At 31.7% G+C, this 26,840-nt stretch carries 30 protein-coding genes and 5 pseudogenes; 16 read left to right on the top strand and 19 right to left on the bottom strand.

The window, feature by feature from the left end:
- Positions 1-25: 25 nt before the first annotated feature.
- From AC1Q8M_RS09780 to AC1Q8M_RS09765, 4 genes are all read left to right on the top strand, one after another.
- Entirely contained in the window at positions 26-1,456 is a 1,431-nt protein-coding gene (locus tag AC1Q8M_RS09780; RefSeq protein WP_098855357.1) for a PQQ-dependent sugar dehydrogenase, read from the top strand.
- 192 nt (positions 1,457-1,648) lie between these two features.
- The gene (locus AC1Q8M_RS09775; RefSeq protein WP_001079228.1) at positions 1,649-2,221 is read left to right on the top strand and encodes a hypothetical protein; all 573 of its coding nucleotides are present in this window, start codon (positions 1,649-1,651) and stop codon (positions 2,219-2,221) included.
- 32 nt (positions 2,222-2,253) lie between these two features.
- Positions 2,254-2,817 (top strand): GNAT family N-acetyltransferase, encoded by a 564-nt coding sequence (locus AC1Q8M_RS09770; RefSeq protein WP_000185959.1) that lies wholly within the window; start codon positions 2,254-2,256, stop codon positions 2,815-2,817.
- Between the two features lie 77 nt (positions 2,818-2,894).
- Complete coding sequence (locus AC1Q8M_RS09765) at positions 2,895-3,275, top strand: nucleotide excision repair endonuclease (protein WP_001048947.1); 381 nt, start codon at positions 2,895-2,897, stop codon at positions 3,273-3,275.
- A gap of 57 nt (positions 3,276-3,332) precedes the next feature.
- Here the strand turns inward: AC1Q8M_RS09765 and AC1Q8M_RS09760 are convergent, their stop codons facing one another.
- Positions 3,333-3,539, bottom strand: a complete 207-nt coding sequence (locus AC1Q8M_RS09760; RefSeq protein ID WP_000265470.1) for a hypothetical protein — start codon at positions 3,537-3,539, stop codon at positions 3,333-3,335.
- A gap of 132 nt (positions 3,540-3,671) precedes the next feature.
- Between AC1Q8M_RS09760 and AC1Q8M_RS09755 the strand changes: the two genes are divergently transcribed.
- The 6 genes and pseudogenes from AC1Q8M_RS09755 to AC1Q8M_RS09730 all read left to right on the top strand — a co-directional run.
- The gene (locus AC1Q8M_RS09755) at positions 3,672-4,451 is read left to right on the top strand and encodes an undecaprenyl-diphosphate phosphatase (RefSeq protein ID WP_001104274.1); all 780 of its coding nucleotides are present in this window, start codon (positions 3,672-3,674) and stop codon (positions 4,449-4,451) included.
- 82 nt (positions 4,452-4,533) lie between these two features.
- Positions 4,534-5,853: an FAD-dependent monooxygenase gene (locus tag AC1Q8M_RS09750; RefSeq protein WP_492334142.1), complete on the top strand. Its 1,320-nt coding sequence runs from the start codon at positions 4,534-4,536 to the stop codon at positions 5,851-5,853.
- A gap of 66 nt (positions 5,854-5,919) precedes the next feature.
- On the top strand, positions 5,920-6,447 hold the full coding sequence (locus AC1Q8M_RS09745) for a GNAT family N-acetyltransferase (protein ID WP_000409243.1): 528 nt from the start codon (positions 5,920-5,922) through the stop codon (positions 6,445-6,447).
- A 16-nt stretch (positions 6,448-6,463) separates the two neighbouring features.
- Entirely contained in the window at positions 6,464-6,985 is a 522-nt protein-coding gene (locus AC1Q8M_RS09740) for a YfiT family bacillithiol transferase (RefSeq protein WP_098855359.1), read from the top strand.
- A 1-nt stretch (position 6,986) separates the two neighbouring features.
- Positions 6,987-7,322 (top strand): annotated as a pseudogene (locus AC1Q8M_RS09735) (GNAT family N-acetyltransferase); the annotation flags it as partial.
- Positions 7,319-7,649 (top strand): annotated as a pseudogene (locus AC1Q8M_RS09730) (GNAT family N-acetyltransferase); the annotation flags it as partial. The pseudogenes AC1Q8M_RS09735 and AC1Q8M_RS09730, both read left to right, overlap by 4 nt.
- 76 nt (positions 7,650-7,725) lie before the next feature.
- Here AC1Q8M_RS09730 and AC1Q8M_RS09725 read toward each other — a convergent pair.
- Positions 7,726-8,103: a PH domain-containing protein gene (locus tag AC1Q8M_RS09725; protein ID WP_000522472.1), complete on the bottom strand. Its 378-nt coding sequence runs from the start codon at positions 8,101-8,103 to the stop codon at positions 7,726-7,728.
- A 179-nt stretch (positions 8,104-8,282) separates the two neighbouring features.
- On the opposite strand from AC1Q8M_RS09725, the gene AC1Q8M_RS09720 reads away from it, so the two are divergent.
- The 5 genes and pseudogenes from AC1Q8M_RS09720 (at position 8,283) to AC1Q8M_RS09700 (ending at position 12,770) form a co-directional block, all read left to right on the top strand.
- Positions 8,283-9,134, top strand: coding sequence for a patatin-like phospholipase family protein (locus tag AC1Q8M_RS09720; RefSeq protein ID WP_098361080.1), 852 nt, complete (start codon positions 8,283-8,285; stop codon positions 9,132-9,134).
- A gap of 12 nt (positions 9,135-9,146) precedes the next feature.
- The gene (locus AC1Q8M_RS09715) at positions 9,147-9,518 is read left to right on the top strand and encodes a YxiJ-like family protein (protein ID WP_000765936.1); all 372 of its coding nucleotides are present in this window, start codon (positions 9,147-9,149) and stop codon (positions 9,516-9,518) included.
- Between the two features lie 281 nt (positions 9,519-9,799).
- Positions 9,800-10,165 carry a hypothetical protein gene (locus AC1Q8M_RS09710; RefSeq protein ID WP_000800305.1) on the top strand — a complete coding sequence of 122 codons (366 nt, stop codon included), beginning with the start codon at positions 9,800-9,802 and terminating at the stop codon, positions 10,163-10,165.
- An 89-nt stretch (positions 10,166-10,254) separates the two neighbouring features.
- Positions 10,255-11,876: pseudogene (locus tag AC1Q8M_RS09705) on the top strand (DnaJ family domain-containing protein).
- A 78-nt stretch (positions 11,877-11,954) separates the two neighbouring features.
- A complete protein-coding gene (locus AC1Q8M_RS09700) occupies positions 11,955-12,770 on the top strand; it encodes a YwqG family protein (protein WP_098365709.1) in 816 nt (271 codons plus the stop codon).
- A gap of 716 nt (positions 12,771-13,486) precedes the next feature.
- Here the strand turns inward: AC1Q8M_RS09700 and AC1Q8M_RS09695 are convergent.
- The 4 genes and pseudogenes from AC1Q8M_RS09695 to AC1Q8M_RS09680 all read right to left on the bottom strand — a co-directional run bounded on the left by AC1Q8M_RS09695 (position 13,487) and on the right by AC1Q8M_RS09680 (position 15,477).
- Complete coding sequence (locus tag AC1Q8M_RS09695; protein WP_001169714.1) at positions 13,487-13,882, bottom strand: RidA family protein; 396 nt, start codon at positions 13,880-13,882, stop codon at positions 13,487-13,489.
- A gap of 133 nt (positions 13,883-14,015) precedes the next feature.
- A pseudogene (locus AC1Q8M_RS09690) lies at positions 14,016-14,227 on the bottom strand (hypothetical protein); the annotation flags it as partial.
- Positions 14,212-14,364, bottom strand: a complete 153-nt coding sequence (locus tag AC1Q8M_RS09685) for a hypothetical protein (RefSeq protein ID WP_002005131.1) — start codon at positions 14,362-14,364, stop codon at positions 14,212-14,214. The pseudogene AC1Q8M_RS09690 and the gene AC1Q8M_RS09685, both read right to left, overlap by 16 nt.
- A gap of 135 nt (positions 14,365-14,499) precedes the next feature.
- Entirely contained in the window at positions 14,500-15,477 is a 978-nt protein-coding gene (locus tag AC1Q8M_RS09680) for an LAGLIDADG family homing endonuclease (protein ID WP_098361084.1), read from the bottom strand.
- A gap of 296 nt (positions 15,478-15,773) precedes the next feature.
- On the opposite strand from AC1Q8M_RS09680, the gene AC1Q8M_RS09675 reads away from it, so the two are divergent.
- The gene (locus AC1Q8M_RS09675; RefSeq protein ID WP_086421835.1) at positions 15,774-16,736 is read left to right on the top strand and encodes an MBL fold metallo-hydrolase; all 963 of its coding nucleotides are present in this window, start codon (positions 15,774-15,776) and stop codon (positions 16,734-16,736) included.
- A gap of 63 nt (positions 16,737-16,799) precedes the next feature.
- Here AC1Q8M_RS09675 and AC1Q8M_RS09670 read toward each other — a convergent pair whose 3' ends face one another.
- From AC1Q8M_RS09670 to AC1Q8M_RS09610, 13 genes and pseudogenes are all read right to left on the bottom strand, one after another.
- A complete protein-coding gene (locus tag AC1Q8M_RS09670) occupies positions 16,800-17,723 on the bottom strand; it encodes a hypothetical protein (RefSeq protein ID WP_098361086.1) in 924 nt (307 codons plus the stop codon).
- A 222-nt stretch (positions 17,724-17,945) separates the two neighbouring features.
- Positions 17,946-19,076 (bottom strand): DNA polymerase III subunit beta, encoded by a 1,131-nt coding sequence (dnaN, locus tag AC1Q8M_RS09665; RefSeq protein ID WP_065228927.1) that lies wholly within the window; start codon positions 19,074-19,076, stop codon positions 17,946-17,948.
- Positions 19,077-19,106: 30 nt separating this feature from the next.
- Positions 19,107-19,550 (bottom strand): NUDIX hydrolase, encoded by a 444-nt coding sequence (locus tag AC1Q8M_RS09660; RefSeq protein ID WP_000757629.1) that lies wholly within the window; start codon positions 19,548-19,550, stop codon positions 19,107-19,109.
- A gap of 219 nt (positions 19,551-19,769) precedes the next feature.
- Entirely contained in the window at positions 19,770-20,186 is a 417-nt protein-coding gene (locus tag AC1Q8M_RS09655) for a GNAT family N-acetyltransferase (RefSeq protein ID WP_000706897.1), read from the bottom strand.
- 250 nt (positions 20,187-20,436) lie between these two features.
- Positions 20,437-21,063 (bottom strand): cadmium resistance transporter, encoded by a 627-nt coding sequence (locus tag AC1Q8M_RS09650; protein ID WP_000633410.1) that lies wholly within the window; start codon positions 21,061-21,063, stop codon positions 20,437-20,439.
- A gap of 250 nt (positions 21,064-21,313) precedes the next feature.
- Complete coding sequence (locus AC1Q8M_RS09645) at positions 21,314-22,522, bottom strand: L-lactate MFS transporter (RefSeq protein ID WP_000815137.1); 1,209 nt, start codon at positions 22,520-22,522, stop codon at positions 21,314-21,316.
- A gap of 279 nt (positions 22,523-22,801) precedes the next feature.
- A complete protein-coding gene (locus AC1Q8M_RS09640; protein WP_000653680.1) occupies positions 22,802-22,945 on the bottom strand; it encodes a hypothetical protein in 144 nt (47 codons plus the stop codon).
- 31 nt (positions 22,946-22,976) lie between these two features.
- Positions 22,977-23,952: pseudogene (locus AC1Q8M_RS09635) on the bottom strand (serine hydrolase domain-containing protein).
- A 101-nt stretch (positions 23,953-24,053) separates the two neighbouring features.
- A complete protein-coding gene (locus AC1Q8M_RS09630) occupies positions 24,054-24,320 on the bottom strand; it encodes a heterocycloanthracin/sonorensin family bacteriocin (RefSeq protein ID WP_001071389.1) in 267 nt (88 codons plus the stop codon).
- Positions 24,321-24,519: 199 nt separating this feature from the next.
- Entirely contained in the window at positions 24,520-24,966 is a 447-nt protein-coding gene (locus AC1Q8M_RS09625; RefSeq protein WP_098361088.1) for an NUDIX domain-containing protein, read from the bottom strand.
- A 16-nt stretch (positions 24,967-24,982) separates the two neighbouring features.
- The gene (gene cutA / locus AC1Q8M_RS09620) at positions 24,983-25,303 is read right to left on the bottom strand and encodes a divalent cation tolerance protein CutA (protein ID WP_141532426.1); all 321 of its coding nucleotides are present in this window, start codon (positions 25,301-25,303) and stop codon (positions 24,983-24,985) included.
- 57 nt (positions 25,304-25,360) lie between these two features.
- The gene (locus tag AC1Q8M_RS09615; protein WP_098361090.1) at positions 25,361-25,819 is read right to left on the bottom strand and encodes a GNAT family N-acetyltransferase; all 459 of its coding nucleotides are present in this window, start codon (positions 25,817-25,819) and stop codon (positions 25,361-25,363) included.
- A 76-nt stretch (positions 25,820-25,895) separates the two neighbouring features.
- Positions 25,896-26,819, bottom strand: coding sequence for a nucleoside hydrolase (locus tag AC1Q8M_RS09610; protein WP_098400267.1), 924 nt, complete (start codon positions 26,817-26,819; stop codon positions 25,896-25,898).
- Between the last annotated feature and the right edge of the window lie 21 nt (positions 26,820-26,840).

Below are 26,840 nucleotides of genomic sequence, written 5' to 3'. Positions count from 1 at the left end.
AGAAGAAAAAGGGGTGTACAGTTAATTGACAAAAGTTAAAGTTAGTTTACGACCCATTGTTCATAATATAAATTTACCAACCGTATTGAAAACAACAATACTTCCAGGCGAATCGACCGAAAGACTATTTATCGCAACCCAATTAGGAGAGATTTTTTACATAGGGAATGGAGTTATAAAGATATTTTTAGATATTCGTCACCTAATTATTAAATTAGGTACATTTGAAGAAGGTGTTTCTAGTAGCGGTTATGATGAACGCGGATTGCTAGGACTTGCGTTCCATCCACAATTTTATCAAAACAGGTTATTTTATCTACATTATTCAGTAGCCGGAACTCAAGGGCCAGGTGCACTTTCTGAACAATTTAAACCTAATCCTTGTGACCCTAAAACATTAAATTTAAAGTGGGTTAATAGAAATACGCAATATGATCACATTGATACTGTGGAAGAATGGACTTTACAACCTAATGGTCAAGCTCAAAAGCGACGAACATTACTGAATGTAAGAAGACCATTTTTTAATCATAACGGAGTCAATAGTTTAAACTTTTCACCTGAGACTGGAAAACTTGTTTTTACAAATGGAGATGGCGGATCAGGTTATGATCCATTTAACTTAAGCCAAGATGATTTAGAAATAGCAGGTAAAATAATTGAAATCGATGTAAGTAAAAATACATTTATAAATAACCCTCCTGTAGTTACACGCTTCGATGAACTTCCTTTATCTATACAAGAAACACTTACAGTAATTGCAAAAGGAGTACGTAATATAACTGGCATTTCATTTCAAAGGTTTTATAATCAATATATCAAATACGCCGGAAATGTCGGACAAGATATTGTAGAGTCTATTTTTTCATTTGTTCAATATAAACCTATACCGGTTACAGAACTTGTTCAAATGCATTTTATGAGGCTCACTCCCAATCAAGATGGGTTTATCAATTTTGGTTGGAGAGGATGGGAAGGGGATTTACCTACTTCTTTTATACGGCATTGTTCCGAAAATCAGACTTTGGATGAAAGAACAATGACTTATTATGATGAAACAATACAAACTTCAGCGAGGCGTATTCTGCCTCTACTTAGTTATTTTCATCAAGATTCCAGACCCAATAAGTTTGGAGGAACTTCCCTTACAGGAGTTCAGCCATATATGGGAAATGCAATTCCAAATTTAACAGGTAGCGTAGTGTTTACTGACCTTGCTAAGAAAGAAGATTCTCGACCGCCAGTTAAAGGTGTTTTAGCCTATACTAGAGCAGGTACAGACGGTAAACATGCTGACTTTCATGCTATTGAAACCAATTATGATTTTGGTACGCAAGCAGCTTATTATATGAGTTTAGGAACAAATTTGAATCAAACTAAATTATATTTAGGAGTTTACGGTTCTATGAAAGTAACTGATTTTAATAAAGGTACCATTTTTGAAATTATCCCTTAATACGATACAAATTATCAGTCTAAAAATATAATATAAGGAATTCATTCTGTTCACAAAACGCACGACTTAACTTATCCCCCTAAAAATCTTCAATGTATGAGCATCTATTAACTTGCAGAAAGTAACTCATAAACCGTATGTGTACGAATAATATAGAAAGTAATGAATGAGGTGTCTTTAGGGGGGATTTTAATGAATCGGTTTGTACGTTATTGGTATCAACTGATGATAGAGCATGATATAAGCTTTGTTCATAAAAGAAAATTGTCCCTTGCGAATAAGTTAGTACTTACAGCTTTGATGAGTGCATTAGCCACCATGTTTCAAGCAGCGGGTAACTTAGTTCCTGGTATAGGTTTGCTCATTAGTCCATTTTCGACATTACCGATTTTTTTTGCTATTTTCTATTCTATTCGTGAGGGAATACTTTCTTATATTCTTACTATTTTTCTATTATTTATTATTGAGCCAAGTGAACTAATTATCTTTCCTTTTACTACAGGCTTATTAGGTCTAGCCTTAGGACTAGCCTTTTTAAAATTTAAGAGGAGAATTTGGATTGTTTCCTTTTCTGCGACTTGTCTACTTATAGGGATTATGATCGTTCTCGATGTTTTCCGTTTTCCGGTACTTGGTCCTACTGTTCATACAACTATGGACATAAAAATTATTTTATTAATATTTATACTGAGCTTTCTATATTGCTGGATTTATGCAGGTTTTTGCAGAATAATGATGAATAGATTATGTAAAGTGTTGTATTGACAATGGCATAATGAAGATTGGAGAATGTATTCATGACTAACGTTGCAGTTAGAAGACCGAATTTGAATGATGTAGATGAACTATATTTATTTTTCCGTATCGTTATTACGAATACATACAAAAATGAAGGATTATCACAACTATTGGATGACATAGAAAATGAAATTAACATGAAAAAGCAATATTTGAAAACAGATTTTGATAGTAATGGAGAAAAACGTTACTTTTTATTAGCAATTGATACAAATAACAATAAAATCATTGGAACAATTGAAGTTGGTCCAGCGAGTACATTGATTAATAGTTGTACAGGTGGTGTACTTAAGGATTTGTATGAAATAGGAACTGTATTTATACTTCCAGAGTATCAAAGAAAGGGTATCGGGAGTTTACTGCTACATACAATGTTTCTTACGTTACTTAGCAGAGGAATAACAGAATTCTGTTTAGATAGTGGATACAGAAAAGCGCAAAGTATATGGACAAAGAAGTTTGGAGAGCCTAGTTATGTACTGAAAGATTATTGGGGAGAATCAAGTGATCATATGATTTGGAAGAAGAGTTTACATGATACACCTATAATATTTGAATTATAAAATGAAATATACCTATGAACGTAGCTTTTCTTACATATGTATGCTATTATTTATCTTTATAATAAAAGAGGACGTGAATGAACTTGATTAAAATTAGTATCCCTGAAGTTGATGTTACAATTACTGAACGTAAACAAGTTATTAAAGGAGACGAGCCAATCATTACTCCAATTAATGGATTTATTGATTTCCACTTGTTCCCTAGAGATAAAGGCGGCATTTTTATGTTTTACAATATTAATGACGAACTACTTTTCGTAGGTAAAGCTCGTAAAATTAGACAACGTATTAAGAAGCATTTTGAAGATAATGTTTCACCAATTAAAAATCACCGTGATGAAGTATACCGCATTGATGCATGTATCGTAGAAGATCCAACAGAAAGAGAAATTTACGAAACATATATCATTAATGAATACAAAGCGAAATATAACGTTGATAAAGTATTCTACAAATAATCAACATTAATAAAAAACAATCCTAGCTAATATGCCAGGATTGTTTTTTATTTAGATTTATTCTTCATATCTTTCTCCTTTTTTCAAATGATTAGCCACAATAAAACAGAATATCCCTATAAATATAAGTACAATACCAAGCGTTTTATGTTTTCCCTCAAAGAAAGGAATATCTGAAATAACATTTGTCATACATAGTCCTAAAAATACAAGGATAGGGCCCATCCAAAGTAATACATTACCGAATTTTGTGTGCTTCCACATAATAACCCTCCTTAATTCTCTTTACATATATATCCATAAAAGAAAAGTAAATTCATAGAGAAATATAGTTTTTTTCATATCGAAAATTTAACCCTCATATATTGGTACAAGCAAAAGAGAAAGGAGACCATCATGAATTGGTTAGAAGCTTTCATATTAGGTATAATTCAAGGTTTAACAGAATTTTTACCAATCAGTAGTACCGGACATCTTTATTTAGGAAGACATTTATTTCAATTAGATGAAGCAGGCTTATTTTTAGATACGATGTTGCATATTGGGACTTTACTTGCAGTGTTTATTTATTACAAAAAAGAATTTATATATTTAATTAAAAACCCATTTTCAAAGCTCATGTTATTACTTATTGTTGGGACGATACCTGCAGTTGTTATTGGTTTATTGTTTAAAGACTTCTTTGAAGATATTTCAAAAACAGGAATCACGATCGGTTGGGAGTTTTTAGTGACTGGATTCTTTCTCTACATGGCAGATAAACAAAAAAATGGTCGTAAAAAAATGGATGACATAACATATAAAGACGCACTAATTATCGGGTCATTTCAAGCGGCTGCTATTTTTCCAGCCATTTCTCGTTCTGGAATGACAATTGTCGCTGCATTATGGAGAAAATTAGACCGTGAAACTGCTGCTTACTTTTCTTTTTTACTGTCGACACCAGCCATTGTTGGAGCTATCATTTTGCAATTTGTAGACGTTTTTCAAGGGAAAGCAGAATCTATTTCTAGTACATCTTTAATTGTCGGAACGTTATCAGCAGCGTTTTTTGGATACATAGCCGTTTCATGGATGATTCAATATTTAAAACGTCACTCCTTAAAAGTATTCGCGTATTACGTATGGGGATTAGGTATTTTAATTTTAACGTTGCAATTTACTGATGTATTTTAAGTATAATGATAAAGAAGTTAATTAGTTTAAGATCCTGTTTCATTCATACAAGGCAGGATCTCTTTTTATTAAGGGGGAAAATATGTTTAATAAGGCTATCGTTATTGGTGGAAGTATGGCAGGAAAGTTTGCAGCAAAAGCATTATCAACTTTTTTTAAAGAAGTAATCATTTTAGAAGTCGGTGAAAAATGGGATGGAAAAGCTTCAAGAAAAAGAGTTCCACAAAGTAATCATCCTCACGTGTTATTAAAAGGTGGAGAAAAAGCAATTGAAGAATTGTTTCCTACTATTACGAATGAATTAATAGAAGGGGGTAGTATTATAAACAACTTTACACGTGATTTGAAATGGCATCAATTCGGTCTATGGAAACAACCGTTCATAGGGGAAGTACATATGATTCAACAAAGTCGTCCTTTACTAGAATGGCATATTCAAAAACGAATACACCAAATTTCAAATATTACTATTAAATATGAAACATTGGTTAAAGGGTTATTGGTAGATGAAAAGCTTAACAAAGTGTGTGGAGTAAAAGTTAAATATTTAGAGACAGACATACAAGAAGAAGTTCATGCAGATCTTGTAGTTGATGCGAGTGGATTTGGCTCAAAAAGTATAGAGTGGTTACGAGAATACGAAATTGAAGTACAAGAAGAGAAAGTTCGTATTGATTTATTTTATGCAACGAAAATGTTCAAACTTAAAGAAAATGAGGAGTTAGACTGTTGCAATGTGCTAATGTCTCCGAGTTTCCCTGATAACCCTTATGGCGTTCTTATTCAAACGATAGAAGATAATCGTTATTTTGTTACTTTCAGTGGATACGCAAACGAGAAAGCACCACAAACAGATGATGAGTTTTATGATTTTGCTGAAAACCTATCAATTTCTAATGTTACAGACTTCCTAAACAAGGCTGAGGGAATTACTGATATAAAGACATACAAAATTCCCTATCAAGTACGCCGGCGATTTGATTTAGTGAATAATGTACCAGAAGGCTTATTAGTTGTTGGAGATGCGCAATGTCGTTTTGATCCCGTTTTCGGCCAAGGCGTATCAGTTGCTGCTATGGAGGCTCACCAGTTGCAATTACTTCTGCAAGGTAGAAAACAACTTGATAAAACATTTACACAACAATTTTATAAAAAGGCAGCTAATATAATAGAAACCCCATGGGATATGACAACAACGGAAATATCACGTCATCCGCAACTAAAGAGAGAATTAACTACAAAACAAAAATTTCAGCTATGGTATACGAAACAAATATATCGACTATCCGCAAGTAATTCTGATGTTTATATTCGGTTAGTACGAGTGATGAATTTAATTCGTAGTCCATTTCATCTTTTTCATCCGAAAGTGCTACTATCTGTATTACTTAATCGAAAGTAATAGCAGGAATATAATTGATTAAAAAAGAATGTATAACAGTTAGTAAATCTAGAAGGAGAATACGGGATGGAAATATACATAGAGCAACTAAAGAAACAAGATGCTAAGGATTTATTTACGTTTGAACTTACGAATAAATCTTTTTTTGAAACAATGGTACCAAATCGTGGCTCAAAATATTTTGAATTTGAATATTTCCAAAAACTACTAGACGATTTATTAATAGAACAAGCAGATGGAGATTCTTATTTTTATTTAATTCGTAATGAAGAAAAAGAAATTGTAGGGCGAATTAATTTAGTAGATATAGATACGGAAACTCGAATTAGTTCTCTAGGGTATCGGGTCGGAGAAAAATTTACTAAAAAAGGAGTTGCTACAGCAGCCGTAAAATTAATTTTAGATGTAGCGAAAAATAATGAAATTACTGAAGTTCATGCTAAAACAACTACTAATAATCTCGCATCACAAATTGTACTAGAAAAAAGCGGATTTTCTTCTTATCAAAACGAATCAGATATAACATCTGTAGAATTAAATGGAGAACATGTGAAGTTTGTACACTATATTTGGAGAAATACTTCGCGCTTATAATAAGGAGGACTTATTCATGAATGATTTACGTTATCCAATTGGCCATTTTACATACAAACGTCCTATAACTGAAGAAATGATTGATACATGGATTCAAGAAATTGAAGATTTATCTCATGAACTAACAAAGGCAATTAAAGATTTAGATCAGAAGCAGTTAGATACACCATATCGCGTTGGAGGGTGGACTGTCCGTCAAGTTGTTCATCACGTTGTTGATAGCCATATGAATAGCTACATACGCTTTAAATTAGCACTGACAGAAAAGAATCCAACTATTAAGCCGTATAAAGAAGAGAAGTGGGCAGAGTTACCCGATTCAAAATTACCGGTAGATGTTTCACTAGTAATGCTAGATTCATTACATAAAAGATGGGTTAACCTTTTATATTCTCTAGAAATTGAAGATTTAGAAAAGACATTTAACCATCCTGAAACTGGTGAAACAAAACTTGCTGTTGCAATAGGACTATACGCATGGCATGGTCGTCATCATACCGCTCATATTACCTCGTTAAGAAAGCGACTTAATTGGTAACATGGAGATTACATTAGAGAAGGCGACAGAAAGTGATGCAGAAGTTATATTTCAAATGCAAATAGACTCATTTAGCCCTTTATTACATAAATATAAAGACTATGAAACAAATCCAGCAAATGAAACTATCGAAAAAACTATTTGTAGAATAAATCATGTAGACGGTGGCTTCTATAAAATAATAGTGGCAATGAATCTTGTTGGAGCGATATGCATTTCACAAAAAGAAACACCCTCTAAATTTTGGATCAGTCCAATGTTTATTCACCCGAGTTATCAAGGAAAAGGAATTGCCCAAAAGGTACTTACATTAATTGAGGAAATGTTTCCTGAAGCAATCTTGTTGGAGCGATATGCATTTCACAAAAAGAAACACCCTCTAAATTTTGGATCAGTCCAATGTTTATTCACCCCGAGTTATCAAGGAAAAGGAATTGCCCAAAAGGTACTTACATTAATTGAGGAAATGTTTCCTGAAGCAACGAGCTGGGAACTTGCTACTATTTTAGAAGAAGAGAAAAATTGTTTTTTGTATGAAAAGATGGAGTATAAAAGAACAGAAGTTATAAAGAAATTAAATGATGAAACTACACTTATTTATTACAAAAAAAGAAAGGTAAAGCATATAAAATACGCTTTACCTTTTTATGTTATTTTAGATTAAATATACAAAAATAATGTATGTTCTTCCAAAATACTCGAGTTAGTAATTTTAAAAATGAATAAAAATACAAAAATCACTACTTGGTCGTAAAGGTTACTAACGCTTTTTGAATGCTTAAAATACTATCGTCACCTTTAAATTCTTTCGTAATTGGATCCTCCATACTAGACACCCAAATTTTAAGTTCTGCATCTAAATCAAAATGCCCAGCCGTTTCGATGCTATATTGTGTAATACTTTTATAAGGAATAGAATGGTATTCTGTTTTTTTGCCAGTTACTCCTTGTTTATCTACTAAAATAAGACGACGATTTGTAAATACGATTAGATCACGAATTAATTTATAAGCATGCTCTACTTTTTCATCGTCTAGCATAATCTTCTCTAAATCACGTTCTACACTTTCAGAACTCGTATTTGATGCATTTCCTAAAATACCGCTAAATAAACCCATATTAAATTCCTCCTTTAATATATGTGGAATGAATTACTTATATTGTAACATGTTACTCACAAAGATATTATGACATTACTTTAGTAGTTTCTGGTTATTGTTGTAATTAGTTTATAAAACCTCATCTTAAAATCTTATGCTAATATGAAATTAAGAAAAAAGAAGCAGAGGGATATAGCATGAAGAATATTGGTTTAGTATTAGAGGGTGGAGGAATGAAGGGTTTATATACTGCAGGTGTACTCGAATATTTCATGGAAAAGAACTTATTCTTTCCGTATGTAGTCGGCGTATCAGCTGGAGCCTGTATGGGAGCAACCTATTTGTCACGTCAAAAAGGTAGAAATAAGAAAGTAAATACAGAGCTAGTATCAAATTACAGGTATATATCTTATCGAAACTTAATTCGAAAACGTGAATTATTCGGAATGGATTTTTTATTTGATGAAGTACCTAATAAAATTGTACCATTTGATTTTCAAACTTTCTTAAACTGTAATGAACAGTTTGTTATAGGGACGACTGATTGCGAATCAGGACAAGCCATTTATTATAATAAAGCAGAACACGGAAATGATATTTTAAAAATCATTCGTGCATCTAGCTCTGTGCCGTTTATAGCACCTGCTGTAGAATATAATAATCGAAAATTATTAGATGGAGGGATTATAGACCCTATACCAGTTTTGAAAGCCCAAAAGGATGGTTATGAAAAGAACGTTGTCATTATGACAAAGCCAGAAGGATATGAGAAGCAACGAAATAAATTTTCAGGCCTGGCTAAAATTTTATATAGAAAATATCCGAAAATCGCAGAGAATTTAGTAGACCATTATCGTTTTTATAATGAGACGATATCTTATATGAATCGAGAAGAACAAAAAGATAATTTTTATGTAATTCAGCCAAGTGTACAGCTTCCTATAAGCGGAATAGAAAGAAATAAGGAAAAGCTTGTTAATCTATATAATCTTGGGTATATCGATGCTCAATATCATTATGAAAACTTATTAAATTGGATAGAGAAATAAAGGAGGAGAAAGTTGAAGTTAGGAAAACGAATTATTTTTAAGGAATTGCAGAAAATGCATAGTCCACTTCATAAACCGTTTCCTTATCGTGCTACAGCAAAATTGCAGCGAGACTTAAAAAGTAAATTTACCGAAGATGACTGTATAAACGCTGATTTTAATCATTATTGGATGCATACAGCAGCTACTTTAAATTCTGTACTAAATGGAAACGAACAGAACATTACGTTTCAACAAATAAAGTGGTTAAGAAAATCGTTTTTCGAGTGGTTTCCGCAATATCGTTTTCTAGAAACAGAAATTGTGAATTATCCCATTTTGTATAGAGATTTCATAAGTTATGAGAAGACCAGGAAGCTATTACTTTATTACCTTACTGAATAAAAGCGAAAACGTACAGGTTACATTACTTGTACGTTTTTTTGTTCATAAAACATTCAATATTAACAACTAGTTTATATAGGAATTCTAATAAGAAGAAAGAAGTACATATAATAGAATGCTACAGGGGAGGAGAGAGGAATAGCTGTTTTACTTTAAGTTATTGTCCAACTCGAATACAGTTAGTTATTTATGTTAAAATATTTCGAGTGAAATCAAGCTTTTAAGGATTTCATTGAACATTAAACAAAACAAGTTAGCAACGTAGAAGGGATAACATTAACATGAAAAACGTATCAAATATAGATAAAGTAGAATCAATAAAATCTTTACAGTCAACAATTAGTAAACTTGAAAATGCCTTATCACAGATGACTCAAAAAGGATCAAATACTACTTTAGTGAAAAAAAGACTCAAAGCAGCTAGTATCGGCTTAGCTATGTTAGAAAGTGTTTGGAAGCAAGAAACTCATCATTATACTCAGGAAGATTTAGCAGAAGCTCGTAATGTTCTAATTGGTTTGCTTCCATCAATTGAAAAGATTTACGTTAAGTCAAAGCTTGGGAGTCCTCAAAGAACGCTTTTAGAAAGAAGAATAAAATCATTGGAACTTTCTATTCAGGCAATTGATTATTTTTCTAATAAATAACTTCGCTAAACAAATAACTTACGACTACTTTTATATAGGGATTCTAATGAAAAAAACTACATATTGAATACTACAAAGGAGGAAGAGAGGTGACTACAATAATCAGTCCTAAGTTAGAGAAGCTTAAAAATCAATTAAAGAATGGAAACAAAAAAGCTCTTTATACTTTTTTGCATGAAATAAAGTCAAATCACACGCCACTAATAGAACAATGCCCTGCAGATAATCAGTATAAGCTTATAACGTATATATGGTTAGGGGATCAAAACACTGAAAACGTTTATGTATTCGGTAGTTTTCCTGGTTGGGATTTGTCTGTAAATCAATTACAACGATTGTTACAGACAGATATTTGGTATGTAACGTTTAGGACGGATAAGAGTTTTATTTCAACGTACTATTTTTCAGTAAACGATGTTTTCGAAAATGATTGGATAAAGCGTAGTGAACAGTACGAAATAGACCAATTTAATCGAAATACATTTGGAGAAGGTACCAATAAAGCGTCTGTGTTAAACATAGGAATGGAGGTGCAATATAGCAGTCGTTTTCCTTCAAATGATTATCCATCCGGAAAGATTGAAACATATTCTTTTTATAGTTCGATTTTAAATAACACACGCAAAATTCATATTTATACGCCTCATGATTATTCTCACACTTCACATCTTCAAGAACTTCTCATTGTATTTGATGGGAATTCATTCATTAATGACCTTTCAATCACAAAAACACTTAATTATTTAATTTACGAAAAAGAAATCCCATCGTGTATTGCTGTTGCTATAGATCCTGTCGATCGATTAGAAGAGCTAACTTATAACGATAAAATGAATGCATTTTTAACGAAGGAATTACTTCCGTGGATTCAAGCTAAGTATCACGTTTATCAAGAAAAGAATCATACAACAATTGCTGGTTTCAGTCTTGGTGGCTTAGCAGCTTTTTATGCAGCACTTCAAAATCCACATATTTTCGGAAATGTGTTGTCACTGTCTGGATCCGTACATTGGAAAAAGGATAATTATGAAAATACAATTCCTTGGATTGAAAATCAAATTTCATCAATATAAATGCGACTCATCTACATTCTTACATAGCAGTAGGTGAACTCGAAAACGAACCTCTTTTAACGGCTAATAGACGGATATATAAAGCTTTAGAAGAAAAGAAACGCCAAACCACTTACGAAGAGTTTCAAGGCGGACATGATAGCGTATGGTGGCGAGAAAAGCTATTCGATGGATTAAGGGCATTAGAATTTACAAAAACGACATTAGAAAATAAAAAGGAGAGAGAATCTATGAATCAAGAAGAACTAGATAAAAAACTAAAAAAACAAGAGATTTTAGTAAAAGATGAGAAAGTTTGGTCTTATACGTATGAGGATCATATTAGTTCTATCGTTAAACAAGCAGAACAGAAAGGAGCTTTTGATAATTTACCTGGTAAAGGGAAACCTCTTAATCTTGATAAAGATCTTTCTTACAATCCTGAAAAGCAACTTTATAGAACTTTAGCAAATAATCATGTTTTACCTAGGTGGATTGAGCTTTCAAAAGAAATTGATGATTTAAAAGAAAAACTAAAAGAAAATACAAATACTGCAGAAGCAGCGGACTTAATTCGAACTATTAATAAAAAGGTTTTAGAACATAATTTACTTTGTCCACCAAGCGCGCAAAAAATGAGGGTGAAAATGGATTTTTAACGATTTTCAATTAAGCTATCGCTTGCTATATAATTAAGTTAGGCATTTTCAATTCATTACTAAAGGGAGGCAAATGTAGTGAAGAATACGTATCAACTTCAAATTCCGAAAGAACTAGAACAGTATCGTAGTATTTTAGAAGAAAGTGTGAAACCGTATGTTAAAGTGTCTGGAACGCAAGCAGAGACAACGCTTTTTGAAAGTAAGTTTGGTGGATATCCGTATTTACCTATAGATCAAGAGCATCCTAAAGACTCAAACGGACAACCTATGATGCTACTTGCGCAGTTAAACTTTGAAGAAATTCCGCATGTTGAATATATGCCTCAAAAGGGAATGTTACAGTTTTTCGTAAGTGCTGATGATGAGCTTTACGGAGCAGATTTTGATCATCCAACAATCCAAAAAGACTTTCGAATTATTTATCATTCTACAATTATAGAAGATTTAAATAAGGTTATTACTGATTTTAGTTATTTAAACACCTTAGAATTAGAGGACTTTATCATACCTGAAGCAACAAAACTGAATTTTGAGTTAGCTTATCAACCAGTAACACCAAGAGATTATCGATTTGAAATGATTTTTAGTGATAACATTGATTGGGAAGAAATTGTTGATGAAGAAAATAATACAGAATTAGGCGAACTGTATGATGATTTATGTAAAGATCAAGGGCATAAAATTGGTGGTTATCCATTTTTCACACAGACAGATCCGAGAGAATGGGAAGAAAAATACCAACAACATGATATATTATTATTGCAAATCGATACAGACGATTCATTAAATATTATGTGGGGAGATTCTGGCGTTGCTAATTTCTTTATACGTAAGGAAGATTTGTTAAATCTAGATTTTTCCAATGTCATTTACAATTGGGATTGTTACTAGAAGATATAAATAAAATAATAGCAAACAAAAAATCTTCCTGAAGGTGAGGAGGATTTTTTTATGTTAAAAATAAGCGTTATGTTAACTAGAATAAAAAAACAATGAGTGTAATGAAAGTCAAGCCTAAATAACAGAAATAACAACAAATAATCTAAAGTTATAAAACGTGTGTAAATAGCAACAAATTCATAAAGTAAAACATAAAATGAATATAATAATTTATATTTTGTATAGAAATAATTTTTCTGTATAAAAAATTTCTTGCGAATCAAAAATGTTTTTGATTCGATAATTCTTAATTGATTATTGATTTGAATTTGCTGTGATGGATTTATAGCAAAATAAATGATAAAAACTGTAGAAATTCGTTTAGATAAGATTTTGTGTAAATCTCACTAAAAATCTCTGTTTCGTCTCATTAAGTATAGTTTACTTGGTTTTTGATACCCGATATCGCTTTGTTTCTATAACTGCCTATAATATATATTATGTTAACTGTAAAAAAGTAATAAACTTACTAAATTTTAGTTGTGTTTATTATGATCCCCTTTTCCACCGAATTAGTAATGCGTGATTGGTTATGTATTTATTCGCTTTATTAGCTATTGATAATAATATTTTCGGATATAAATTAGATTTTAAATAATAAAAATACAATTCGTTTAATCTGTTCATTTTAAACGAATTGTATTATGATGACGAATATTTTTTTATAACTAGTTTGCTACAGCGATTGCTTCGATTTCAATTAATAAGTTATCGTTAATTAACTTTCTAACTTCTACAGCTGAACTTGCTGGTGGATTATTAGTGTCAATGTATTGATCTCGAATATTTCTCACAATGGCCATTTGAGAAATATCTGTTAAGAAAAATGTTAATTTGACTACATCATTAAATTTTAATTCCGAAGTTTCCAATGCACTTTTAATATTTTCGAATACTTGTCGCGTTTGTGTAGCTAAATCGTCAATTCCAACTATTTGACCGTCAGTGTTAATCGCTACTTGTCCAGATATGTAAATTGTTCGTTTAGCGTTTGTAACTTCGACTACATGCGAGTATCCAAAAGTTGGTGGCATCGTTTCTGGATTGATAAATTTCTTTTGCAAGGCTCTTCTCCCCTTTAAACATTTCATTTTCTTAATGTTAGGTTTTGATTTCAGATTATCCTCTATTTACTAATAATTATTTATCGATTTAGCTGCTACATTTGTAAAAGTGTATTAGCACTTTAATTTAAAGTTATTGATGGATTATGTACGTTTGATTTTTTTTGTGCTTGTTATAATTACACCTTGTTTTATTAATTCTTCAGTTACTTTTGTATAGAAAAAGTGATACCACCAGATAAAAAACTCTTCATAAGTAATTTCTTTTGAGTATCTGCTGCTGGCAAAGTATTCTTTTAAAGATTTATCGTTTTCATTAAACAATAAGACTAAATCTTTACTGATCCAAGATGAAGCATTACAAGTAAATATTGAAGTTTCGTTCCTTTTATTTTTATAGATGGCGAATTATCTCCAGAGAAAATCATTTTAGCTTCATAAGCTGTATGTAATATATTCTCCGGAATATTATTAGTAAACACTTCATAACCCCTCCCTTACTAGTAAATTCATTGTAAGATTTATGTATTTACTAACTTCTATAAACGAAAATAAGTATCCTCTAATAATCTCAAATTAAAAACCTTAGCATAGATATACTAAGGTTTTTTGTATTTTTATAATGAATGAATTCTTTCATAGTCTTTTTTAAATTGATTATCATTTTTTAACCAACTTTTAAAAGTTGGTTCCTTTATTTCTAAAATGGAACAAGTTTTAGCGATACATTTATTTTTCATATATTCCTTAAGGAAATTTTGTTTTCTCTGCTTAACAGCAGATTGGGTTCTTTTTAGGTTTCGATCTTTTAATTGATCTAGACTTAGACTTTCTTTCTGAAATTCTTCATATTTTCTATGCAAATAAATATCTTTGTCTTTATAAATCCAATTTGAAAATAGTTGTATTGATTTTCTCCCGGTTAAAATGACGCGATAATGTTTATTTTGATTTAGTAAATCGGCTGGTAAATTGTGATTTTGTAGTACCTGATTTAAAGAATTCATAAAGCTATATGATCCTCCTACAAAGCTTACTGTATACGTTTCATACTTGACGTAACCATCCCCATCAAAATATCCACGAACAAAATGATGTAAATATTCTTCAGGCACGAATGGAAATTTAATATTTAATGATTTACATGGCATGATTCCATGTATGTTCATAAGGTCGTCTTTTATTGTTTTGCTATTAATGTTTAGCATATATACGTCTGTTTTTTTGTTTTGATAAAGTGGCTGGTTGGTGATTAATTCTTTTTTTATATCTTCTAAAATATAACTTTCTTTTTGTGATATACTGACGCATTGATTTTCTTTTTGTATAACGCCGTCAGCTGCTATAAATCCTAAAATATAAGCCATATTATTTGACCAAGTTTTAAAATAATTTTCTTTTATGTCATACTTTCTCTTCCAACTCCCTATAGCGCGCCTTGGGACGTTGCTGTCTGATAAAACCATACGAATATACCTTGCAGACACATTAGCAAGTGTAGCAATCTCTGAGGTGCTTTTCCCCTCTGCATATAGCTGCGTTATCTCAGATTTTGATAGTTTACATTTTGATTTCTTTTTTCGCTCTATGTGCACTTACATCCTCTCCTTCCTTTCTTTTATTAGAGACATATTTTCTTCTATAACATACAACGAAACATACGTTCTTCGTTGCGTATAAGAAGGAATTTACTAAATAAAAACAATTTACATGTACTTAATATTTGTCTTAGCTGCTGCTGTGCGATTTGTACTTTATAAATACAAATAATGAATTTGACGGATTTATGAAATACAAGGCATTTTAGATGAAAGGTAAAATAATATAGTTTAAACTACAAATAGCTACAATAACAACATACGTAAATTGTTAATCGTAAAAAGGAGAACGAATGAATAAGAAATATACAAATCAAATTCATACTGATATGAGTTTTAAACCGAAAGATATTATAAGTTTAATGACGGATTACTTTAAAATAAAATCAAAGCTGCGTCCTATAAAGGGTTTACCTATCGTTTTATCAAATAAAGATAATGAACCGTTAGAGAGTGTTACATGGTTTGGCCATTCTGCTTCTCTTTTGAAAATAGAAGGTAAAAAACTGTTATTAGACCCGATGTTTGGAGATGCCTCTTCCCCATTTCCTTTGTTTAATAGTAAACGCTATAGTGGTGCTTTTTCTTTAGAACGTGATGACCTTCAAGAAATTGATGCGATTATCATTTCTCATAATCACTATGATCATTTGAATTACAAAAGTATTATGCAGTTAAAAGATCGCGCAAAGCACTTTTATGTTCCAACTGGAGTTGCACAATATCTTATTAAATGGGGTGTTTCGCCTAGTAAAATTAGTGAGCATAATTGGTGGGACGAAATTACGTTTGATAATATTAAGTTAGTATGTGCGCCTGCAAGGCATTTCTCGGGACGTGGTATGACAGATAGAGATCGTTCATTATGGTGTTCATGGCTTATTCTTGGTCAAGAGACTAAAATTTTCTTTAGTGGTGATAGCGGTTATGCCCCTCACTTTAAGGAAATTGGTGATAAATACGGTCCATTCGATCTTACATTAATGGAATGCGGGCAATATGATCCGAGGTGGTCTGCTATTCATATGTTGCCTGAAGAAACGGTACAAGCTCATATTGATGTTAAAGGAGAATTACTTCTTCCGATTCATTGGGGTGCTTTTACGTTAGCATTACACGAATGGAGTGACCCGATAGAACGTGTTACGAAAGAAGCCAACCGTTTAGGTGTTAAAATTACAACGCCTCAAATTGGCGAATCTATTACGTTTAAATCTACAAATTATCCTTCATCAGCTTGGTGGAAGGAAATTTAATTTTAAAATATAAAAAGAGCGAATTCTCTTATAAAGAATTCGCTCTTTTTTCTGTATTTAAACTTATTTCACAATATTGGATTTCCCACTATCTAAAACTCTATTTGCTGGTACACTGGACATTTCAACCACTGTATTCATACTCTTTTCAGTCAGTTCAATGAGTTCGTTTTCATGTTTTATTTTATTTAAATCCCACACCATCCCATGAAATTCATTATGCTGACCACTTACCTGTATAATGCTTTTTGTTTTATTTGAAGGCTGTATTTGAAGATTTGTAAATTGATTCCCACTAATTTCATTTGGCGTAGTTACTTGACTATCCATATAAATCATATTTACACAGTCTTCTAAAGAAAAGTTCATAAAACGATTGGCATTTATCCAAGCTTGTCCGGTGCTCGGTTTTTTTGCTACTAATTTTAGTCCGGTTTCCATTCCTACAATTTTAATGTTTTCGAAGTTAATAAACGAAATTTCATTTTCTTTTCCAGCAGAGTATAAAGAAATTCCGGTACCTTTATTCGTTTCCGTCCAATTAATAATATTTATATCTTTTATTTCTGTTTTGTTCCAAGTGTTATAATATTTATTTTTACCGTCTAAATAAATAACTTCAGAGTTGAATTTAGGATCGTCAATAGCTATATACGCTCCTTCAATGGATGCGTTTTTCTCTAGTTCTAGAACTCTAAAGTTTCCCTCAACTACAAATTGTGATCCATAACCAAATAATAATTTCACACCTTTTTTAACAGTGATTGGTGACGTGATTTTATACTTTTTATCATCAAGCAATACGGTTTTTATTTTACTAGACGCTGCTTTATTAATAGCAGATTGTATTTTTATTGAATCATTTGCCCCTTTAAAGTCTTCTACATACAAGTTAGTACTTTTAGCTGCATAGTCTTTTTTGTTGTATTGATAAAAAGCAAAAATAATTAAAACTATACCAATGAGTAAAACAATTACTTTCTTCATCGTACTCACCCCATATCGATTAATCTATGCTTTTATATTTAGGTTATTATTATTTTGCTTTGTATTTCAGATTACCATTGCTGCTTTGTCTATGATTGAATTATATTATGTAGGATTTAGTAAACTGTTTGCTATACTAATACATCATTCTTATAATGTATTAATTTATGATTTCATAAAACAAAAGTCTGCTTGTACATAATGTAATCCCTTCCTCTATCCCTAATAAGCTCTTACTGGTGATATAAGATGTACTGCTGCAGATTGCTCTCCTGCTTCAATCAATATCGGTCTCATAGAACCGCCAAAGCTTAAAGTAATCGTTTCTTCTTTTATTGCTCTTAAAGCATCAACCATAAAACGCCCATCGAAAGATATATTTAATTGTTTTTCACCTTGAATCGCATCTATTTGTTGCGTTTCGGATATTTGCCCAATTTGAGAAGCGTTTGAAGAAATTTTAATTGTAGATTCGTTTATGATTTCTAAGTTAACATTGTTATTGGCCCATTCACTTGCTAATAAACTTGATCGGTCTACACCTTGTAATATCTTTTTTCTATCTATGTTAATAATCGTTTTAAAGTCATTTGGAATAAGGTTAGAAATATTAGGATATTTCCCTTCAATTAGTCTTGAATATAATGTAGTTGTTCCGAGCGTAAATATAATATGACTCTCTGAAAGGTAGATATATACGAATTCCGAATTGCTGTTCATTAATTTTAGAAGTTCACTAATGGTTGCGCTTGGTACAATACAATTTGCTTTTACATCTGAGGAAAGTCGCGCTTCACGTATCGCTAGTCTATGTGAGTCAGTTGCAGCACAAATAAACTTATTATTAGATAACTCTATATGCACCCCAGTAAGAACAGGTCTAGATTCATTTTTCGCTACCGCAAAGACTGTTTGTTTAAATACTTCAATCAATTGCTCTGTCTCTATCTTGATTTCTGCATGATTGTCTATAAGCGGTACATTCGGAAACTCATCTGCAGGAAATCCATTTAAACTTAATGTGATTTCTTCTGATTGTATCTTAATAATTTGCTCATTCTTACTTTTTATTGCTATATCACTTGGCATTTTCTTTATTATTTCAATGAAATACTTTGCAGGTACAACAATAGTTCCTGCCTTTAAAATAGTTGCAATCTTTTCGTCTTCAATTGAAACAGGAATGAATTTTTCGATAAAAATATTCGAGTTACTTGCGATTAAAGTAATTCCAGATTGATCTGCAGTTATTTTTATACCAGATAATATAGGAATTAAAGATTTTGTTGATATTGCTTTACTTACTTCTGAAAGTGCTTGAGTGAATTGTTTGTGATTAACGATAAACTCCATGTTTTCCCCGCCTTACATGAGATAATATTTTTATGAAGATTGATGAACGATTGTTCCGTTAAAAAAATAAGGTACTGTTTCTTTCTTTTGTAATAAATCTAGTAAATGTTCTGGTATGCGTAAATACGGTGCTGCTATATGTAATTCCATCCAAGTAATCTCTTCGATTTCTTTTGGCCTTGATATATATGTCTCCCCGCCGATTATTTCGCCTAGAAAATTAAAGAAAATTGCATGATGATCTCTTTCCTCAAAAAAGGCTTCGCTGATAGAACAAATCCCGTTTACATTTATATGTAACCCTGTTTCTTCATTTACTTCTCGAATTACTGCTTCTTCTAACGTTTCTCCTAATTTAACTGCGCCACCTGGTAATGTATAATAAGAACCATTTTCCCCTTTGTTTTTTACCATTAAGATCTTTTCGTTTGTTTTATCGTATAAAAGTGCATATGTAACATTTACTTTTTTCATCTAAGTCCACCTCTAATAATGGGAATTTTCTATCTTTGTTACATTCTACCATTTATTCGTTTTAAAATATAAAAAAGTTAATTGAGTATTTCATTTATCTGCTCTTAGCAAAGTTAATTAATCGATAGTCCTTCATTACAAAATAAAAAAGAGCGTACATTGATTATTCAATGTACGCTCTTTATGCTCTAATTGATTCATTTTTGAATTCTATATACTTTATAACCTTTTTTCTAAATAGTATCGATTGTGTCCTTTCGGATGATCTTCACTTACTCCGATTACTTTATATCCATGCTTCTTATAAAAATCAGGAGCTTGGAAACTAAAAGTATCTAAATTGATTAACCTGCACTCTTTTTCAATTGCAAACTCTTCAATAAGTTTTATTAACTTGGTTCCGTAACCTTCATGCCTATATTCTTCAGAAACCCATAGAAAGTCAACGTGTATATGGTGCCAAAAAGTTATCGCTGTTACCCCGCCTACGATTTCTTCTTTTTCATCTCTTACTATGAAACTAACCTTTTCTGAAGGTGTTTTTTCTTCATCTGCGAGATATTTTTGATTATATTCAATTACTTTCTCTCTTATGTAATCACTATCTTCTTGTACCCACTGCTGTACTATTTTCATTTTAAGTATCACACTCCTTTTACGATAGCTATTCAACTTCAAAATTCTAATGTCCTGTTTAAATAATAGTCGTAGATCACTAATACAATTGTTTCATTTCACTAAAATAAAAAAAGCCCTACTACATTTCATCTGTAATAAGACTTATATACGTTGTGTAGAATCTAATTAATCTCAATGAATGTAATTGCTCAAAAAATATTAAAATTGTTCAATTCTTTTTTATGAAAACTTCCGTTATTTCAACACCTTAGGAGAATAGTCCAATTGTACCACTACGAAAAAGAATGAACATTCCTAAACCAATTAGAACAATTGGAACAATAATATGACAGTTTTCCTCAAGTACTTTAGCTAGTATAGGAGCTTTTATCAATTTGTAGCTAATAAAACACCATATCGCTATCATGGAAAAAAAGATAACTAATGTAACGATATTTGTTTCAAGAGTTTGACTAGCAAACATTGGTATATAAATCGAAATATTGTCAGCTCCATTAGCTAATGTAATTGAAGCTACTTTAAATAATGAAACAGTAACGTTATCGATAACTTCATTACTTTTATAAGAACGAAGTGACAATAGTCCTTTAACCCCCATATAAATTGGCACTAATCCTAATAACCCAATCCACGAAACAGGAATGAAAAAAGAGCTTAAAGACCCAATGATACTTAGAAAAATAATCATACTAAATCCTAAATATTGTCCAATAACAATATAAAGTTTTTTTCTCGTAGCTTTTTCGCGGACAGCTCTTCCTTCTTTCCTAATTACTTCTGTTCTTACTTGTGAAAATAAAACAAGCAGTATAAAAATGTCATCAATATTTGTTGTAGCGAATGCCACAACAGAAGAAATTATGGTTGTAATCAATAAAAGCCAACTACTTTCATTGTAAACTTATAAGAAAATAATGGTCTATGAATGAAGTGCACGTTCCATCACAAAGTTGGTTAACTGTAATTTTCTAAATGTTTTTAGCAACATGTTAGTTCCTTTATAAAACAATATGAATATTCTAAGTATCTGCTACTCATTTCATTTTAAATTAAATAACTCTATTCTCTCTACACAAAAAATGTTTTGTACTAAAAAGAGCCCTATATTAGGACTCTTTTTAGTATTACGCCACTTTCCGATGTAGATGTTTTAGTTCCTTTGTCTTCTCTGCAGTTGGTGGACGGATTAATATTGAAATAATGAAGGAAATAACACTTAAAACACCAATTATAATGAAAGTTGGTTGAAATCCTCCAAGTATCGCTCCAATGAATGATCCTGCAAGCGCACCAAATCCGAAACCTTGGTAGACAATCCCGTAATTTGTACTATGGTTTTTTAATCCAAAGAAATCTCCGACAATAGCTGGGAATATAGTTATATTACCGCCGAAGCAAAAGGCGACACTTGCTACACAAGCAAAATAGATCCCGTAATTTAGCGGAATAAAACTTAAAGTAAAGACTGACAAACCTATAATAATAAACGTTGCAGAGACAATTTTCATTCGCCCGATTTTATCTGATAACGTCCCAAGAATGATTCTACCTACTGTATTAAAGATTGCAATCATAGCAACGGCGTTTGCAGCGGTTGCTGCGCTAAGTCCAACAAGTTGTACGCCGATATCTTTTACCATACTGATTAAATACAAACCACCCATACACGAGGTGAATAACATAAAAAATAGCAGATATACTTGTTTCGTTCGCATCATTTCACGCGGAGTATAGTCATTGTGTAATGTTTCAGTTACAGCATTACTTACAATTGCCTCACGTAAGAAGAACGATCCGATTAACACTAAAAGTAACACGATAATACCCCAATATAAGAATGCTTGTGATACACCAAGGTTATCGATAAGATTTCCGTTTATATATCTAAAGATTAAGCTGCCCATTCCATACGCTGATACAGATATACCTGAAATAAGCCCTTTCCGATTTGGAAACCATTTAATTAAATTAGATAGTGATGTAATATAAGCTGTTCCATCCGCATAACCAACAACGACACCAGCTAATAAATATAATAGTGGTAAAGAAGAAACTTGTGAACTAAGTATTAAGCCGAGTCCTAAAACAATTCCTGCAGTAGCAATAAGTTTTCGAAGTCCTAATTTTTTCTGCAACTTGGCTGCAAATAAAGTTGAGAATGATAAAGAAAAACTAGTTATGGAGAAAGTTATCGCTACTGAATTAAGATTCCATCCAAACTTACTTACAAGGGGTTGATTAAATAAACTCCATGTATAAATTGTTCCAAGGCCAATTTGAACAATGATTGTACCTAGAACAATTAGTAACGGATTTATAGAAGTTTGTTTCATACTAACTGTCCCCTTCTTTTATCTTGACATGAATTTTCACAGTTAGTATATCCATCATAAATTGCAAGATACTGTACGGAAAATGGTAATTAAGTTCATATACACAAAAAGACACTTCATAAAGAAGTGCCTTTTGCAGGTTATATCAGATATTTCTAAAGAAAGCTTTGTTAAGATAAGACATTTTCAAATGCTTATGTATATATGTTATCAAATAATTTCTTAAATGTTATGAGACTTAAGACGTATTTTTCATTCATCATATAGTCGGATGAAAAATTAATATTCGATTTCATCAAAATCTTTCGGCTGCGGTACAGTTTGCATATTAGCTGCATCTTTAGGATCGCTATAAATTGCATTTTGCTCTGTATTTACATCTTTTATATTTTGCTTTTTATTTTTGTTCACTTTATCTTTCATTTTCAATCACTCCTTTTTGTTATAGGAGTAATTATGCCCTATTACCGTTACTAAATGTATCAGCGACTAAATTACTAAATTCACGTAAATAATATAAGTAATTATAACCACCGTAGTTATATCTTTTATTATACATTTTTGCAACAACTACATTATATTCAGGTATTACTAAAATAGTCGGTCCAGTAATCCCTAATATTTGATACGACCCTTTTGGAATACGTTCACCAAGTTCGCTTAATTGTGCAGGCTCATTTTGGATGAACCAAAACACCCCATTTTGTGGTAGCTCTTTGTTTATGTAGCGATTTTTATAACTTCTTTTGGAACAATTTGTTTATCATCTATCATACCTTGATTTAAATGAAGATTGCCCCACTGCGCAAATTCTCTAGTTGAGACAAATAAATTTTTTTCAATACCGTCATCTACCGTACCAATTTCACTAATTGCGTCTTCATTTGGATCATTAACAACGTCAACTAAATTTTCATCTCGCTGAACTCTCCAACCTGTTTCTTGAAAATTAGCAGGTTTAAACACATGCTCCTTTAACAATCCAGGAAAACTTTTGTTATATAGCTGATAAATAAGACGTGTCATCATTCTTACATTAATATCTCTATACGCCCATGATTGTCCCGGTGCAAATTCACGAAAAATTGTCCTGTCATTCGTTTCTTCTAATCCGTGCGAATGTGTTACTAAATGTCTTATCGTCGTTTTACTAAGCAATGCAGGATCAAAGTCTTTAAAATATTTTATCGCTTCATCATCAATAGAGTTTATTTTCCCCTCATAAAGCGCATACGCTATTTTCTAGCAGAAGTAACGTTAAATTGTGAAGATGCTGTTACTTTCTTGCTTGTAGATGTATTTGAGTGATAACCACTATAATGCTCTAGTACGATTTTATTATCTTTTATAATACAAAGTGCTGTAGCAGAACTATGATTTTTTTCTTTTATATCCTCTACCCAAGAAATCAACTTATCATATATATACAAATAAATCCCCCTTAATACACATCAAAATTACAGCATGAAAGAAAAGTGCAAAATAGTTTTTACACCTTTCTTTCATATAAAATAACTTGGATTTTCTATACTTAAATAATCCACCAGTTCCAGCAATTAAAGCAACTGAAACATCCTGCGCATCCTATACATCCGCCGCAACGACCTGCACAACCACCACATCTACCGCCACATCCACCGCAACGTCCACCACAACCTCCACATCCGCCGCAACGACGTGCATCGTCTTGAATGTAATAGTATGGATATTGACTTTGTTGTTGATCCCAATACACAACATTGCCAGTTTGATAATCATTAAGGTTTAATGATTGTAGTTCTTGTTGAAACTGATTCATTATGAAACCCTCCATTTATAAATGTAAATTCCGTCCAAATATTAAAGTTAATAAATTCTTTTAAACAAAGTAGAAACAAGACTATAGACTAAATGCGTACATCAACAAAATATGAACTTACACTAGGTGATGTACCTTGTTTTTCAGCCTATTTTCTTTATATTCATTCGATGGACGTATTTACTATAAATAAAGTGATTTAAAAATTACTAATCCAACAATTTAGGAGTTCATCATTTAACTTACTTTCTAGTAATTCCTTTACTAAAGGCATTGGCATGATTTCATAATGATTTAAGGCTTCTTTATTATAAGCTATCCAGTGAAATGCTAAATGAGACTCGCTAGATTTCGGTGTTAAATCCGTATGTAAATCTTTTGACTCTACTTCAAAAATGTGGTTAATTTCATGATGAAGAACTTCTTTATCTTGCCATTGATTTTCTATGACGCCTAAAAATTGTTGTATACTACAGTTTACTCCAAGTTCTTCTCTTAACTCTCTTTTTAATGCATTCTCTGCTGATTCTCCAATTTCAACATGGCCACCAGGTAAAAAATAATGATGGCCGATATATTCAGCAACTAATAATTTTTCATCTTTTATCATGACTGCTCGTACAATATGATGAAATTTACTTTTCAATTGATATTCCTCCTAGTTATTTAATGTATAGTTTCTCAAAATAGTCATTTAGTATTGGTATAATATAAATCATAGGTGTTTCATACGGATGAATATCATTAATAACTTCAAGAGCATCTTTTACAAGTTCTCGTTTACACTTTATTTCAACTTTACATTCTTGTCCTTCGCATATTTGACCAATTTCTCCATTAAAAGGAGATGCCTCTTCTAAAGGTCTCCAATATCCTTTCACTGAACTACAGGAAAGACAATGGTCATATTCGCCCGTTTTACATGCTCCAATTTTATTTAATTCATCCCTTAATGTTTCAATATATTCTTTAGGAATGAACACTTCAATTTTCGCTTCAGTAAATTGAAGTGTTCATTTCACACCTTTACTTCCTAATAGTTAAACAAATAAACGATATACTTGCTCACCATCATACTCCTGCCCTAATGATATGAAACCATATCGTTCATATAATTTCTTTGCAGAGATATTATCTTTATGTACGGTTAATCTTATTTCTTTACACGATTTAAAAGTATTTTTTATTATATCAATACTTTCTTGTAATGCTGCTTTTCCATAACCATTACCTTGCTGCGATTGATCAATAATAAATCCGTTAATCCAATACATATCCGATGTCTCTATTACAACAGCATGCATAACAAAACCAACCATAAGGTCACCATCGTATATAGCGAATGGTATGTACTCTACATTGTCACCATCTGGTTTTATATATACTTTAGCAAGCGAAACTGCTACGGATGGAACAAATTTCAACTGATTTCCTTTAGCTTGTAGCTTTAATGCCTCTTCCCAATTTTCTCTCGTAACAACCTTTAACTGGACATTCAATATTGTAAGCTCCCTTATATAGAGGATGTATGTTTATATTCAACGTAGTGAAATAATTCCCTTTTTCGACAGCAACTTATAACATGATTTTTATAAAATCTTGAATGAATTTTTGTTCATCTATTTCTAGTGCTATATGTGCTCCATCAGATATAGAGCTAGGGCGAAAATCAGCAAATGTTTGTCCTTTCGTATCTCCGTATGTATCTACATTTACTGTACGATGCACAAATTCAAAAAAACTTGGATTTACTAATCCACTTATTGCAACCACATCATGTAGCAAAGGTCCTTCGATAGATGGATTAAGCTTTTGGTATGCGGATAGATAGTAATCATACATGGGTTTCATTATCATATGAAATGGATTCTTTGTATTAGCTTGAATATAGTTAAATACATTTGGTGTTAACACAGCTTTGTTTGTTACATTTAAAGGGAATATTAATAAATTCTTTGCTTGATGGAAAACAATTTTACTTGCTATAGGATCTCCATACACGTTTGCCTCCGCTAATGGTGTTACATTTCCTACTTCTAAAAAGACACCACCCATGAAATAGATTCCTTTTACATTCAGCATTAAGTCACTCCATAAATTAAAAGCAATTGCTAACGAGGTAGATCTTCCTACATCAACAATCGTTAAATCTTTTCCGTACTTTATAAGAATCGCAGCAATACTGCCAAAATTGTATATTGGAATAGATAATACTTTTTCTGGAACATGGATGGGACCTAATCCTTCTGCTCCGTGAATTTCAGGGTAGTACGTAGTAATTTCTTCTGTAAGTGGTTTTGTTGCACCACTAATGACAGGAATGTCTTGTCTATTTGCTAACTGTAAAATATACGCTGCATTATGTGCAGCATGTATATGCTCAACATTTCCGTATCCGGTTACAATACCGACAATTTCAATTTCGGGATGCAGTAAACCATACATAATGGCAAATGAGTCATCAATACCTGGGTCTCCGAAAAATAATACTTTTTCCAAGAAATACTCTCCCTTCACAAA

The organism is Bacillus sp. GW823-FHT06A10, from assembly GCF_058795375.1.
The sequence above is the reverse complement of the archived record's forward strand: the minus strand, read 5'-3'. Positions and strand labels throughout refer to the sequence as shown.

Bases quoted from the DNA above. Each gene is read 5' to 3' on its own strand.
- AC1Q8M_RS09775 (WP_001079228.1), top strand. From the start codon at position 1,649: ATGAATCGGTTTGTACGTTATTGGTATCAACTGATGATAGAGCATGAT.
- AC1Q8M_RS09770 (WP_000185959.1), top strand. From the start codon at position 2,254: ATGACTAACGTTGCAGTTAGAAGACCGAATTTGAATGATGTAGATGAA.
- AC1Q8M_RS09765 (WP_001048947.1), top strand. From the start codon at position 2,895: ATGAACTTGATTAAAATTAGTATCCCTGAAGTTGATGTTACAATTACT.
- AC1Q8M_RS09760 (WP_000265470.1), bottom strand. From the start codon at position 3,539: ATGTGGAAGCACACAAAATTCGGTAATGTATTACTTTGGATGGGCCCT.
- AC1Q8M_RS09755 (WP_001104274.1), top strand. From the start codon at position 3,672: ATGAATTGGTTAGAAGCTTTCATATTAGGTATAATTCAAGGTTTAACA.
- AC1Q8M_RS09750 (WP_492334142.1), top strand. From the start codon at position 4,534: ATGTTTAATAAGGCTATCGTTATTGGTGGAAGTATGGCAGGAAAGTTT.
- AC1Q8M_RS09745 (WP_000409243.1), top strand. From the start codon at position 5,920: ATGGAAATATACATAGAGCAACTAAAGAAACAAGATGCTAAGGATTTA.
- AC1Q8M_RS09740 (WP_098855359.1), top strand. From the start codon at position 6,464: ATGAATGATTTACGTTATCCAATTGGCCATTTTACATACAAACGTCCT.
- AC1Q8M_RS09725 (WP_000522472.1), bottom strand. From the start codon at position 8,103: ATGGGTTTATTTAGCGGTATTTTAGGAAATGCATCAAATACGAGTTCT.
- AC1Q8M_RS09720 (WP_098361080.1), top strand. From the start codon at position 8,283: ATGAAGAATATTGGTTTAGTATTAGAGGGTGGAGGAATGAAGGGTTTA.
- AC1Q8M_RS09710 (WP_000800305.1), top strand. From the start codon at position 9,800: ATGAAAAACGTATCAAATATAGATAAAGTAGAATCAATAAAATCTTTA.
- AC1Q8M_RS09675 (WP_086421835.1), top strand. From the start codon at position 15,774: ATGAATAAGAAATATACAAATCAAATTCATACTGATATGAGTTTTAAA.
- AC1Q8M_RS09670 (WP_098361086.1), bottom strand. From the start codon at position 17,723: ATGAAGAAAGTAATTGTTTTACTCATTGGTATAGTTTTAATTATTTTT.
- dnaN (WP_065228927.1), bottom strand. From the start codon at position 19,076: ATGGAGTTTATCGTTAATCACAAACAATTCACTCAAGCACTTTCAGAA.
- AC1Q8M_RS09660 (WP_000757629.1), bottom strand. From the start codon at position 19,550: ATGAAAAAAGTAAATGTTACATATGCACTTTTATACGATAAAACAAAC.
- AC1Q8M_RS09655 (WP_000706897.1), bottom strand. From the start codon at position 20,186: ATGAAAATAGTACAGCAGTGGGTACAAGAAGATAGTGATTACATAAGA.
- AC1Q8M_RS09645 (WP_000815137.1), bottom strand. From the start codon at position 22,522: ATGAAACAAACTTCTATAAATCCGTTACTAATTGTTCTAGGTACAATC.
- AC1Q8M_RS09640 (WP_000653680.1), bottom strand. From the start codon at position 22,945: ATGAAAGATAAAGTGAACAAAAATAAAAAGCAAAATATAAAAGATGTA.
- AC1Q8M_RS09630 (WP_001071389.1), bottom strand. From the start codon at position 24,320: ATGAATCAGTTTCAACAAGAACTACAATCATTAAACCTTAATGATTAT.